Source organism: Methylicorpusculum oleiharenae, assembly GCF_009828925.2.
Classification (GTDB): Bacteria; Pseudomonadota; Gammaproteobacteria; order Methylococcales; family Methylomonadaceae; genus Methylicorpusculum; species Methylicorpusculum oleiharenae.
In genome coordinates this window covers 3198897-3211745 of record NZ_WUTY02000001.1, presented here as the reverse complement: position 1 = coordinate 3211745, position 12849 = coordinate 3198897, and the positions used below count along the sequence as shown (strand labels likewise).

13 protein-coding genes are annotated in these 12849 nt (G+C 47.7%); 8 read left to right on the top strand and 5 right to left on the bottom strand.

Annotation, left to right across the window (positions count from 1 at the left end; genetic code table 11):
- Window positions 1-8: 8 nt before the first annotated feature.
- The gene (locus GO003_RS14460; protein WP_159654826.1) at window positions 9-1127 is read right to left on the bottom strand and encodes a catalase family protein; all 1119 of its coding nucleotides are present in this window, start codon (window positions 1125-1127) and stop codon (window positions 9-11) included.
- A gap of 577 nt (window positions 1128-1704) precedes the next feature.
- On the opposite strand from GO003_RS14460, the gene GO003_RS14455 reads away from it, so the two are divergent.
- From GO003_RS14455 to GO003_RS14435, 5 genes are all read left to right on the top strand, one after another.
- On the top strand, window positions 1705-1911 hold the full coding sequence (locus GO003_RS14455; RefSeq protein WP_159654828.1) for a PEGA domain-containing protein: 207 nt from the start codon (window positions 1705-1707) through the stop codon (window positions 1909-1911).
- A complete protein-coding gene (locus GO003_RS14450; protein ID WP_159654830.1) occupies window positions 1892-3346 on the top strand; it encodes a patatin-like phospholipase family protein in 1455 nt (484 codons plus the stop codon). The genes GO003_RS14455 and GO003_RS14450 overlap by 20 nt, the downstream gene beginning before the upstream one ends.
- A gap of 10 nt (window positions 3347-3356) precedes the next feature.
- Window positions 3357-4334 (top strand): hypothetical protein, encoded by a 978-nt coding sequence (locus GO003_RS14445; protein ID WP_159654832.1) that lies wholly within the window; start codon window positions 3357-3359, stop codon window positions 4332-4334.
- A gap of 453 nt (window positions 4335-4787) precedes the next feature.
- Window positions 4788-5249, top strand: a complete 462-nt coding sequence (locus GO003_RS14440; RefSeq protein ID WP_159654834.1) for a DUF547 domain-containing protein — start codon at window positions 4788-4790, stop codon at window positions 5247-5249.
- A gap of 78 nt (window positions 5250-5327) precedes the next feature.
- Entirely contained in the window at window positions 5328-7478 is a 2151-nt protein-coding gene (locus GO003_RS14435; protein WP_159654836.1) for an FAD-dependent oxidoreductase, read from the top strand.
- 422 nt (window positions 7479-7900) lie between these two features.
- On the opposite strand, the gene GO003_RS14430 is transcribed toward GO003_RS14435, so the two are convergent.
- The 4 genes from GO003_RS14430 to GO003_RS14420 form a co-directional block, all read right to left on the bottom strand.
- On the bottom strand, window positions 7901-8086 hold the full coding sequence (locus GO003_RS14430) for a hypothetical protein (RefSeq protein WP_159654838.1): 186 nt from the start codon (window positions 8084-8086) through the stop codon (window positions 7901-7903).
- Window positions 8087-8365: 279 nt separating this feature from the next.
- Window positions 8366-8617: an HvfC family peptide modification chaperone gene (locus tag GO003_RS14425; protein WP_159654840.1), complete on the bottom strand. Its 252-nt coding sequence runs from the start codon at window positions 8615-8617 to the stop codon at window positions 8366-8368.
- A 59-nt stretch (window positions 8618-8676) separates the two neighbouring features.
- Complete coding sequence (locus GO003_RS26205) at window positions 8677-8802, bottom strand: hypothetical protein (RefSeq protein ID WP_269144398.1); 126 nt, start codon at window positions 8800-8802, stop codon at window positions 8677-8679.
- A gap of 150 nt (window positions 8803-8952) precedes the next feature.
- Window positions 8953-9855, bottom strand: coding sequence for a LysR family transcriptional regulator (locus tag GO003_RS14420; RefSeq protein WP_159654842.1), 903 nt, complete (start codon window positions 9853-9855; stop codon window positions 8953-8955).
- A gap of 127 nt (window positions 9856-9982) precedes the next feature.
- Here GO003_RS14420 and GO003_RS14415 point away from each other — a divergent pair, with 127 nt between their 5' ends.
- The 3 genes from GO003_RS14415 to GO003_RS14405 are packed head-to-tail and all read left to right on the top strand — an operon-like array spanning window position 9983 to window position 12785.
- The gene (locus GO003_RS14415) at window positions 9983-10528 is read left to right on the top strand and encodes a carboxymuconolactone decarboxylase family protein (RefSeq protein ID WP_159654844.1); all 546 of its coding nucleotides are present in this window, start codon (window positions 9983-9985) and stop codon (window positions 10526-10528) included.
- 57 nt (window positions 10529-10585) lie between these two features.
- Complete coding sequence (locus GO003_RS14410) at window positions 10586-12169, top strand: 2Fe-2S iron-sulfur cluster-binding protein (protein WP_159654846.1); 1584 nt, start codon at window positions 10586-10588, stop codon at window positions 12167-12169.
- Window positions 12170-12188: 19 nt separating this feature from the next.
- Entirely contained in the window at window positions 12189-12785 is a 597-nt protein-coding gene (locus tag GO003_RS14405; protein WP_159654847.1) for a glutathione S-transferase family protein, read from the top strand.
- Window positions 12786-12849: the final 64 nt, after the last annotated feature.

Sequence of the window (12849 nt, the reverse complement as noted above, 5' to 3'; positions counted from 1 at the left end):
AGCTCCCCTTATTTGCTGACACTTGCTTCTCGGTGTTTTGCCGATGCCTCATAAACATCCTTACGAAGACGATTAATACTGCCTATAGGTTGATGCTCAACCAGTGAATGCCAGGGAGTAAATGCGAGTTTCTCGCAGTGGGCTTTATTTTCCTCGGAATCGACTTCAGGTTGCGGTCTGGGAATGGTAATTTTGGCAACGCTGACAAATTCGTCCTCCCACTTCGAAGAGGCATTCTCAATAAGCTCATTATCCGGTCCAAAATCACAGTTTTCGCTGCGTACCTGCAGCATAAAATCAAAATGAATCGGTTCTTTTTCATTCATGGTATGCGTTAGTGCATCACGTAAATAATTTTCCGGCCGGGGTCTTGGCGGTGACTGGGTAGGCGGGACTTCAGCACAAGGTTTTGCAGAGAACTTCATGACCTTGTTCGTGCCAAACAGAAAAGGTGCCGCGCTAAAATATTGAATACCCAAAGGATTTCCTACATCGGTTTTTTGGATATCGTCTTTGATGATATTAAGGGTCTTGGCGATCCTTTGCTTTTGCTCATCACTGACAGTGGAATCCGGAATTAATAGAGGAAGAAAAAACCTATCGGCTACATCATTATCCTGAAGAAGCACCCTATCCAGACGCAAATAATCTTCGGTATTGGCAAAGGCAAACATCGGCTGATTGATCATCAGAAAGTCCTGATTATGTGCACCGTTATCATCGGTTAACACTTCGCCGCCTACATTCAGCACCTTGATTGCCATACCTCGGCTACCCTGCTTTTCTACCTCTACTACTTCATTAGTCCTAGGATCAATTTCAGTTTCTGTAGTATCAGGCTCGACAAGCGCGGACGCATTGGAAAAACGAATGATCGCATCGAATTGTTTGCCAGGTTGAGCAAACAGACCCACTTTAAGTTCAGGAGGAATATCAAAATTGATGGTGAAGGTGGCTTTGACACAACCGTGTGATTTTGGATGGACACCGCGCAGTATTTGTTTAGGTGGGGGATAACGCTTGTCCAGTAATTTGGTCGTGATTTCAGTGGTTTCAGCAATTTGCTCAGCCTCTAAATCGGGGTTTTGAATGTGCTCAAAAGGACATCTTGATGCAGGTGTTGTCATGACTTGGTCTCCTCATTTTTATGAAACGAACATAGCAAGTGAAACAGATATTTTTTTTATTACTTATTATCCTAACCTTCACATGCCTGCGGTCTAACGCGAGCCTTAATTGCCCTGTTAAAAAACCTGTCTGGAAAATAAGGAACCCTGATGCTGAGTGCGTGTAGACGAAAAGCACCGGACTCAATAAATTTTGAACATCGCTACATCAAAAATTGCGAAGAGGTTTAACAGTAAAAATATTATTGATTACTCCTACCGGAAATGATTTCTTACCTTGTAAAATAAAACAATAAAAATAACAACTTAAGCTCGATTATTATGGTACTCAGAATAATTCGGATAGCAAGATAATTTCAGCTTTGCGATTGAATACCAACGGTGTTTTTATGTCGCAACCGGACCCAGAACCGCTCAGTATCTTGGTTTTATGGCACGTAATAACGGCCAAGACAGGAAAACGCCAGTGAAAATTTCATAGACATAACGGGGTTAGCGGTAAGAATAACTTCGCATCGTTTGATAGTTTGCAATATGATTCATGCCTGTTAATCAACAAAAAAGTGCGAGGTGTACGATGGAATACCTGATCGTTAACTTCAGGGAAGATCGACAAGTTGTAGTAGATGATCATTTTCTTGGTTCGACCAATCAGGTGATTGAGCTAGAGGAAGGTAAGCATCGTATCAGCTTGGCCGCTCCCTACGATTACCAGCCTCATGAATGGCAGATTGTTCTTGTAAATTCAACTGTGGTGCAACCCTATGAACTCAACTTTGTTTAAACGGATGCTTCTTATTTACGGCACTTCTGCTGTCTTCCTCATGTTAACGGGTTGTGCCTCCTATGTGTTGAATCAGCCGCAGGAAGCCTTTGACCTTAAAGCGGGGTATCGCTTCCCGGATGCATCTGAAACAGTCAGACAAGATGAAACAAATTCTGATTCGTTATTTGTATGCCTTGCCTTTTCCGGGGGTGGCACACGTGCGGCGGCCTTCGCCTATGGTGTCTTGGAGAAACTGCGCACAACATCCATTAACTGGGAGGGAAAGACGCGCAGTTTGCTCGATGAAGTAGACTGCATTTCAGGCATTTCCGGTGGTTCCTTTACTGCAGCCTATTACGGCCTCTTCGGCCATCGCATATTCGAGGATTTTCGGGAACGTTTTCTCGATCGCAATATCCAGAGCGAGTTACTTGGCCGCGCATTGAACCCTTTAAACTGGCCTCGTTTAGCCTCGCCCTGGTTTAATCGTATCGATTTGGCGACTGAACTTTATGATGACACCGTGTTTGATAATAAAACTTTTGCCGATTTAAGTTTAAAGGGCAAGCGCCCTTTTATTATGTTGAATGCAACTAACTTGGCAAGTGGTGATCGTTTTGAATTTACCCAGGATCAATTTGATTTTCTGGGTTCCGATCTGGGAAAATTTCCGGTAGCACGGGCTGTATCAGCATCATCGGCTTTCCCGTTTCTGCTGAGCCCCGTGACTTTAAAAAACTACCCGCAAGCAAAAAATTTCACTTTACCCACTGATATTGAGTTAGGGCTGGAAAATTACAGCTACAACCGACGTTTATGGCACTGGGCATTACGTTACGACGGCTACTTGAATAAGGAAGAACGACCCTATATTCATTTGATGGATGGCGGTCTCTCTGACAATATCGGAATGCGCGCCATCGAAAACGTTTTCCGGCGAAGTGGCGGGTTTATTCGTCAGCGAATGAACATGTCCAGTAGCAAACGCGGCATCAAAAAGTTAATTTTTATCGTAGCAAATGCACGTACCGACAATCTTGACAATATGAGCAAGAGGGATATCCCACCCGACCTGTCGGAGGTCGGCTTCAAAACGGCAACTATCTCATTGGATAACTACAGTTTTGAAACCATTGAAGCCATGCGCGATCTTGTCAAACAACGTAATCAAACGCAGCAGACACTTGCTCAGTGTAACGACAAGATTAAAGAGTGTCCTACGGTCAAACCCCTCCCATCATTGAGCCGGGTAATCGAGCCGGTTTTCATCGATTTAAGTTTCGAAGCACTGCCAGACCAGCAACTTAGAAATGAATTATTAAATTTACCAACCAGTTTCTCACTGTCCAAATCAGCAGTTGACAAGGTAATCCGCGCGGCGGGTGAATTGCTGGAGAACTCTCAAGAGTTCCAAAATCTAAAAAAAGAGCTACAAGCTATCGCTCCAAATTGAGACGTAACTTATGAAAGTCTTTGTGAATCGGCATGTCTACATTCTGATAGGTTTACTACCGGTATTTATCTATTGTTTAAGTTATTTTCTATTTGAAACCAATTTAGCCAGAAGTATTCAAATCAAAAAAATGATGTTAGACGCAATCACTCAAACGGCAGTTTCGCCGAATATGCTGGGAAATGAGTACAAAGCGCGTATTTTGTGGCAAAGCAGTAGCTTATTATCGATTGTGGCTTATCTTTTCGCCATCTTTTGGAGTTGCTCGATACTTCATCGGTGCTGCTCAAGCGGTGCACAAATAAAAAAAATTATCGCGCTGGGCTTGGTAATTGTCACGCTGACGCTATTACAGTTAATCCATGCCGATCAGAACAGTGCGATGTATAACGCGATTTTTAGTACCACCTATGAAGCACTTCACGCCTCTTCCTTGTTCAGTCAATCCTTTCAGAACAAAGTTTATATTGTTATTAACCTGATCAATTTTCTGGCAGCATTGACACCGGTTTTCATTCTGGTTGCGGTGTGCAGTACAATTTCCATTGCTGAAGAACAAAATCCTTCCAATCTGGATTTTTATATTGATCGAATGAATTATCTTAAACAGGGAACAACAGCGGGTTCAATTATCCTGCTTTTTGGAATTATACACATGGCTTCATGGATGCAGTGGCCCGAGACACTGTTGAATGAAACTAACTTGAATAAAGTTTTTTCTGCTTATATTTCCGCAAACAGTCAATTTTGGGGAATAACTTTTACGCTGTTGTTGATCAGTCTGTATGTGTCTGCAGCAGCTTTTTTGAGGGCACGTGTCCAAAGCGCGTTGAATAGCTTACCAAGCCATCTGGAGCGGCAAAAGTGGTTGCAAGATAACGGCTTTACAATTTCCTTTCAGAAACATATCTTGCAATTAGGCATGATGCTCACACCTTCAATTGCCGGTTCTTTGAGTTCGGTTTTTGAGATAATCTCGGTTAAGTGAAAGGCGTTTCTGATCGTACCCTGAAGATTTTTTACAGCAACGGCGACCATTAGCCCTTAGGATGAGCTAAACAACGTGCACCGCATCGTTCGCGATTGGTGCGGTTCGGAAACTAATCACATCCTACATCCTGGCTCAAAATTTAACCAACATTATTTTTCCAAAGAATCAACGGCATCAAGTCTTTCATTTTGCAATCAGTAAGTTGAAAACCCGGGAACAAATTCTTATGCGTTTTGTTTGAGTGCAAGACCTGCCCTGTTCACCATACTTCATTCGGTGTAATCCTTTAGCAGTAAAAATCGCTGTGGTGTAAATTTCGGTTTCTTTGGCTAAGCAGCTTTCGATGTTTATTAGTTCAAACAGATGATCTTCCCCTGTCGTGCGTAAAGAATTCACACTTTATTTATCAAAATTATCAAGCATAAGCAACTGGATAAAGCTTATCAGACTGTGACGGCTTTCGATCACAAACGTTTGAATGGTCATAACGAGCAACTGGCGTTTTACATCAATGCCTACAATATTCCGGCCTTGAAAACCGTGGTCGATCATTGGCCTGTTGACAGCATCAAGGATGTGGGCAGTTTGTTGAGTGCGGTATGGGACAAACCGGCGGGTGAATTGGGTGGTAAGATCGTCAGTCTGGGTGAACTTGAACACAAGACTTTGCGGCGAGTGTTGGCGTTGCCGTATTCATCAAGCATTATCACCCGGATTTACCCGGCCTTAAAATCAAAACTGATATTGATTACGACTGGTCCGTTAACAGCTGTCGCTAATTGTTTCTACCGCTGCGATGATGTCATTTTTTCAGGAAAATGTTTATGCCCCATGCTATTTCAATCCATCGTTATCGACTCGTCTATTGACGATAAATGGGCGACCGGGGTCATTGACAGCTACTGCAGATGAATTCTGCCTGCATAACTCAAACCGTGCTGTAGTTACACTTTCTCCATTCAGTTATTAACCCTTCGGCGGGAGGCCGTTATGAACAACTCAAAAATTTTTTTCTTATTGATTGTTGCCGCACTGATTTTGGCCTTTTTTGCCTTTGACCTGCAGCATTATTTAACCCTGGACAGCTTGAAAGCCCAGCAGGCCGGTATCGATCAGTATCGGCAAGCCCATCCCCTGTTAGCGGTGGCGCTGTATGCTCTGTTATACATTGTGGTAACGGCGCTATCGCTACCCGGCGCGGCGATTTTGACACTGGCCGGCGGCGCGGTATTCGGCGTGTTGTGGGGTACGCTGATCGTCTCGTTCGCTTCCAGCATCGGTGCGACACTGGCATTTTTAGCCGCACGGTTTTTATTACGCGACTGGGTCAAAGCTAAATTCAGCGCGCGCTTGCAGGCCATTGATGAAGGCATCAATAGAGACGGCGCCTTGTATTTGTTTACCTTGCGCTTGGTGCCGGTATTTCCGTTTTTCATGATCAATTTGGCCATGGGCTTAACGCCGATTAAAACGCGCACCTTTTACTGGGTTAGCCAGGTCGGCATGCTGGCCGGGACTGTCGTCTATGTTAATGCCGGAACTCAATTGGCGAAAATCGATTCCTTATCCGGTATCCTCTCACCGGCTCTGCTAGGTTCGTTTGCCTTGCTGGGTCTTTTTCCCTGGGTAGCGACAAAATTGATCGACTTCTTCAATGAACGCAAAATTTATGCGGACTGGCCTAAACCCGATCGATTCGACAACAACCTGGTGGTGATTGGTGCCGGTTCCGGCGGCTTGGTGTCGGCTTATATTGCCGCAGCCGTTAAAGCCAAAGTGACCCTGATCGAAAAACACAAAATGGGCGGTGACTGTTTGAATACGGGCTGCGTGCCGTCCAAGGCGCTGATTCGTTCGGCTAAATTGCTGTCGCATATCAAACGCGCCCCCGAGTTCGGCATCGCTAAAGCCGAGGCTAAATTTGATTTCGCCGCAGTGATGGAGCGGGTGCAGCAGGTGGTCAAAACCGTAGCACCCCACGATTCCATCGAACGGTATACTGAGCTGGGCGTTGAGGTCATTGAAGGCACGGCCAAAATCGTTTCGCCCTGGGCCGTGGAAGTCACCACAGCGGAAGGCATCAAAACCATCACCAGTCGCGCTATCGTAATTGCCGCCGGTGCCCGACCCTTCGTGCCGGCTATTCCTGGACTGGAACATATCGATTATCTGACTTCGGATAACGTCTGGAATTTACGCGAATTACCCAATCGCCTGCTGGTGCTGGGCGGTGGTCCAATTGGCTGCGAATTGACACAAACTTTTGCCCGCTTGGGTAGTCAGGTGACGCAGGTGGAAATGGAGCCACGCGTCATGATGCGGGAAGACCCGGAAGTATCGGCAATAGTCCAAACCCGCTTCCAGGCAGAAGGCGTGGAAGTCAAAGTTAATCACACTGCCAAGGAATTCATCGTCGAAAACGGCGAACAATTTCTGCTGGCGGAAACAGACGGGCAAATCGTCAGAATCGCGTTTGATAACGTCTTGCTCGCCATCGGCCGTGCCGCCAATATCGAGGGGTATGGCGTCGATGAATTGGGTATTGCCCTGTCGCCGCGCAAGACTCTGGAAACCAACCCATTCCAGGAAACCAACTACCCCAACATCTTTGCCGTCGGCGATGTGGCAGGACCCTATCAATTTACCCACACTGCCGCGCATCAAGCCTGGTATGCGGCGGTCAATGCCTTGTTCGGCCAGTTCAAGAAATTTCGCACCGATTACTCGGTGATTCCCTGGTCGACTTTTACTGACCCGGAAGTCGCCCGCGTTGGCCTGAACGAGCAGGAAGCGCAGGTGCAAAACATCACCTATGAAGTATCGACTTATGGCATAGACGAACTGGATCGAGCCATCACCGACGGCGAAGCCCACGGCTTTGTCAAAGTGTTGACCGTACCTGGCAAGGATAAAATCCTTGGCGTAACCATCGTGGGCGAACATGCCGGCGACTTGTTGGCCGAATTCGTGCTGGCGATGAAACACGGTATCGGCCTCAATAAAATCCTCGGCACTATCCATATCTACCCGACGATGGCCGAAGCTAACAAGTATGTCGCCGGCGTCTGGAAGCGCAATCATGCTCCCAAAGTTTTACTGGAGTGGGTAGGCCGTTATCATGCCTGGCGGAGGAACGCTTAGGATAGGGGGCACAAATAACTTCCCGAAATTCGGATTGTGCCAAGTCAAAAGAAGACAGCGCTGATGCAGAAGAAGATTGGGCAACGCAAACCCCAGTTGCCGAGGGTGGTGATAGAGATTTTTTTTAATAATCCTCCCTCGATCCACCATTTTAAAGGAGGATGTTTTTTTAACGAGGTACTTAGAGGTCCCGCCAAGAAAGGCTTACCAGCCATCGACAATCCGCGTTTTATCGAGGCCGGTCAAGCTGCTTTTTTAAATGCTGTTTAGCAAATTTCAAACGTTTGCAAAAAGTCAAAGTTTGACGGCATCGTCTCTGCGTCTTTTATAATAACGGCGCTGGCTGAATTGAAGCCCCATGTCTACAAGGTTTTTGTATCACCATTAATCACATCGCCTTCCGCGATAATAGGCATGTGGCGTTAGGTAATATCGGTTTCTGTAGTCAGGATAGGCGTCATAATAACGTGGACCGGAGTAAGCTGGAAAATAGCGGTTCCGAACATAAGGCCGATATCTGTTAAACCTGCCATGAATGCCTTGTCGGAAATGATTGCCGCCGCGAAATCCGGGATGCGAGTATCCGCCACCGTTCCGGTGATAACCACTTGCCGTGGCCTGCTGGCTAAAGCCCAACGAGGACAAGGCCAAGGCTAGTACGATGAGACGTAACAGTTTGTTGCTGCGCATAATAAACCTCCTTCGATTTTCTAACGCCTGCACTTTATATTTCAGGCGGTGAATTCAACCTGAACACCAGACAATTTAGGAACGATAACCATGGCGTCCATAGAATCCGAAACTGCGGGCGGTAGGGTGTGTATCCATAACTATAAGGTCCGGAATCGGGACAATGACTTTGATTTTGTAGGAGCGGGCCATACCAGTTACCTTTTTTCTGTCGCGCCTACGATAATCTGTTCCTGCTTTAGGTCGTTAAGAATGTTACGACAATAGTTCATGAAGGGTTCACGGTCGGAAACAGGCATTTCAATAGTCAATTGCAACGCGGCTTGTTCGGCGGTCAGAATGGCGTCTTGCAGCAGTTCGATAAGCCTGACCATTGACAGGCTGACCTCGATAAGGCGAACGTCAAAATGCTTGTCTCTTAGCCCTACCAGACAAACCGGCTCTTCCATGATGCGATGCAGTTTTTTGCGCCAGCTTTTCCAGCCCCGCCAGCTTGTGTTTGATGGTCTTATTTTTGAACCGGATACGCATAGCGCAGTTGATGTAAAACCGGATTCACTACCGGAATCGCTGTAATCAGATTGTCATTACCGGAAAGTAGCACCTTGACTGGATCGAATTCTGTGGTTTCCAACACCCATTCCGTCTACTCGAAATGCGCCAGGTTTTACAAGAAGCCCGGTATCGAAATCGCTGGTTGTTAGTTCATCAGATACAGAATTACGATGAATTTTTGGTCGAAATAATCTGAAAAATCTGGGGCTTGAGCGTTGTTTTGTCGGTATTAATTTAAAAACGGATCCGCTCTCAGCCTCTCCACCATCAGATCGACAAACGTTCTGACCTTGGCCGAAGCGTAACGTCCTTCGCGATGCAGGACATGTATCGGTAAGCGGTTGGGTTCATAGTCGCTTAACAAAGTTTGCACGTGTCCTGAGGCTAAAAATGGGGCAGCCTGATAGGACATCACGCGGGTAATGCCCAGACCTTCGATTGCTGCGGCTATTGCGGCGTCATTGCTGGTAACGCTGAGTCTGGGCTTTATTTTATACGTCTTGATTTTCTCGCCCTCTAAAAATTTCCATTCTATTGCCGACCAGGACCCGGTTGCAGCAACGACCAGACTGTGGCGGCTTAATGCATCGGGAGATTTTGGGGTACCCTTTTCCGACAGATAGCCGGGTGATGCACATAAAACCTGGCGGACATGACCAACCCGTATGGCCCGCAGACTGGAATCCGGCAGTTCACCGATGCGGATGCCAACATCTATGCCTTCTTCCAGCATATTCACGATGCGGTCCAGAAATACCGCAGCTATCTCCATAGTTGGAAAGCGTTGCAGATAAGCCACGATGCCTGGAATCACAAACATTCTGCCGAATAGAACGGGTGCGGTAACGGAAAGATGACCGCGGGGTTCGGCATTGATGCCGGCAGCCGTCTCATCCGCTTCATTCGCTTCATTTACGATGCGCCGGGCATCTTCAAGATAGCGCTGCCCGGCATCGGTTAAACGTACGTAGCGGGTCGTTCGCGTCAGCAGTTTAACGCCCAGTCGCTCTTCAAGTGCAGCGACGGCACGCGTCACAGCCGGTGCCGATAGGTTGAGTCGGCGTGCTCCTCCGGCAAAACTTTGCTCTTCCGCGACGGCCACGAAGATTTCCATCATCTCTAAACGCGCCATAAACTATTCCGATAATTACAATAATGTATTGCATTTTAAGGGTATTCTTCTTATTACCGCAATTCTTTATAGTGTAGCCACCTGCTTAAAGCGGGTGTCACAAACCTAACATTATTGGAGATTTATCATGAGCCGTCTTAACGTCGTTACCAATGAAACCGCCAACACCGAACAAAAAGCATTATTGGATACCATTCAATCCCAGTTGGGTATGGTGCCTAACTTTTTAAAAGTATTTGCCAACTCGCCAGTTGCGCTTCGCGCCTTTCTGGGTTTGCATGGCATTGCCGGAGAAGGCAGTCTCGATCCGCAAACCCGTGAGCGTATCGCCCTGGGTTTAGCTCAGCAGAATTCGTGTGAATACTGTTTGTCCGCACATACCGCTATTGGCCGCAAAGCCGGTTTGAGTACTGCTGAGATTGAAGCCAATCGCGCCGGCACCAGCCAGAATGAAAAGGCTGCTGTGGCGGTTAAGTTTGCTCGTTCAATTGCTGAAAATACCGGTGAAGTGACCACAGCCGAGCTGACCGAAATCCGAAATGCCGGTTATAGCGATGCCGAAATCGTCGAAATCATCACCCATGTCGGCATGAATGTGTTGACTAATATGATAGGTAAAGCCAGCCGTATCGAAATTGACTTTCCTAAAGTTGGGTTAAAGATGGCTGCGTAAACTTATGTGTTGATATCGGCGGTAGGACACCTATCGCCGATTCTGAGGAGAACTATCATGGCTAATGCCTTTGCTGAAATTTGTTTTACGCCTAGCGTGAAAGCGGCTCAACGTTTGTACGGCAGCCGACAGGCCAATAGGAGCTTTGAATTGTCTGAGGATCCCCGCAATAGCCTGGGCGATCGCGAAGCGGAATTTATCGCCGAGCGTGACAGTTTCTATCAAGCCACCGTCTCGGAATCAGGCTGGCCTTATGTCCAACATCGCGGCGGCGCCAAAGGCTTTTTAAAAGTTTTGGATGAACGCACCCTGGGCTTTGCGGACTTTCGGGGCAATATTCAGTATTTGAGCGTTGGCAATATCAATGCCAATAACCGGATTTCGCTAATCTTGATGGATTACCCCAACCGCAGACGCCTGAAAATATGGGGCCGTGTGCGTATTGTGCATGAAAGTGATGAGCCGGATTTGATCGCACAACTTGAAGTGGCGACTTACCGGGCTCGCGTCGAGCGCGGGATGATTATTCATGTCGAAGCCTACGACTGGAATTGCCCTCAACATATTACGCCCCGTTATTCGGAAGCTGAAATAGAGGGCTTGCTTGTGCCGCTGCGTGAAGAAAACCGTCTCCTCAAAACGCAGGTTTCGACAGCGCCTAAAGCGGAAATAACCTCGCTGGGTGAGGGGCCGCTGGAATTGACCATTACCGGCATACGTCAGCTGACGAAACGTGTTCGGGCGTTTGAACTGAGCGGCCCTGAGGGTGCTAAATTGCCCGACTTTGAGGCCGGAGCACACGTGACGGTGCCTGTACGACTGAGTAACGGTGAGTTCAGCACCCGACCTTACTCACTCTGCTCCGATCCAGCCAATACACGGGTTTATGAGATTGCTGTCTTGCGGGAAGAAAAGGGTCAAGGCGGCTCTATCGCCGTGCATGAACAATTTGCTTTGGGCCTGCGCTTAAAGTGCGGCATGCCCAGGAATAATTTTAGACTCCACGCCGACTCCCGGCCCGCCATACTGATCGCCGGCGGCATAGGCATCACACCTATCAAGGCGATGGCACATAGTCTACAGGGCCAGGCGCGTGATTTTCAAATACATTACGCCGTGCCAGACGAAACTGAAGCGGCCTATCTTGAAGCGTTAAAACAGGCTTTTGGTGAGCGTCTGACTGTTTATGCTTCAGACCAAAATAGACGGCTGAATCCGGGTGAAGTGCTGTCAGCAAGTCCTTCGGATGCCATGTTTTATCTGTGCGGTCCCCATCGTCTCGTCGATGCCATTGCTGCCGCAGCGCGTTTACAGGGTATAGCTGAAGACCGTGTGCATATGGAACGTTTTTCAGCGCTTACGGCCTTAACGGATCAACCAATTAGTGTCGAGTTAAAACGCTCAAAACAGCTGATTCAGGTGGAGGCCGGGCAATCGATACTTGATGCCGTGCGCGCGGCCGGTGTCGATGCGCTTTTCGATTGCCGGGTTGGCAATTGCGGCAGCTGCGCCGTCAAAGTGCTGGAGGGGGTGCCGGATCATCGCGATAGTGTGTTGAGCAAGGCCGAAAAGGAACGCGCCAGTTTGATGTGTATTTGCGTATCACGTGCACGATCAGAGCGACTGATACTGGATCTGTAAGTTAACGGGAGAAAACAATATGATGAGTCTTTACGAATTCGCCCTCTCCGGAAACTGCCATAAAGTCCGGCTGATGTTATCGCTACTGGGACTTGACTATCGCAGCGTCGCCGTCAATGGCGGCCAGCGGCAACATAAATCTCCGGCGTTTATCGCGATGAATCCCTTCGGCCAAGTGCCGGTGTTGACTGACGGCACGGTAACGATACGCGATAGCCAAGCCATTTTAGTGTATCTGGCGAAGCACTATGGCAAAGGCTACTGGCTACCCGATCAAGCGGATAGGCTCGCGAACGTCATTGCGTGGTTAGCCACTGCCGCCAATGAAGTGGCGCAGGGACCTAATCGCTTACGTCTGCATTATCAATTTGGTCGCCCTGTCAATCTCGATGAAGCCGAGCAAATCACCGCTAATCTGCTGCATATTATGCAAATACGGCTTGAGCAACATGATTGGTTAGCAGACGATCAAGCCAGCATCGCCGATATTGCCGTTTATCCTTACATCGCCTTGGCACCGGATGGCAAAGTTGATCTTGATAGCTATCCTGCCATCCTGGTATGGATGAGGAAAATTCAGGCTCTGCCCGGATATGTAAGCATGCCGGGCATGTGAATAGCTCAACAGCCTTAACCGTTGATGCGCCTCGCTCGACTTTTTCAACAAAACCTGAGGAAAA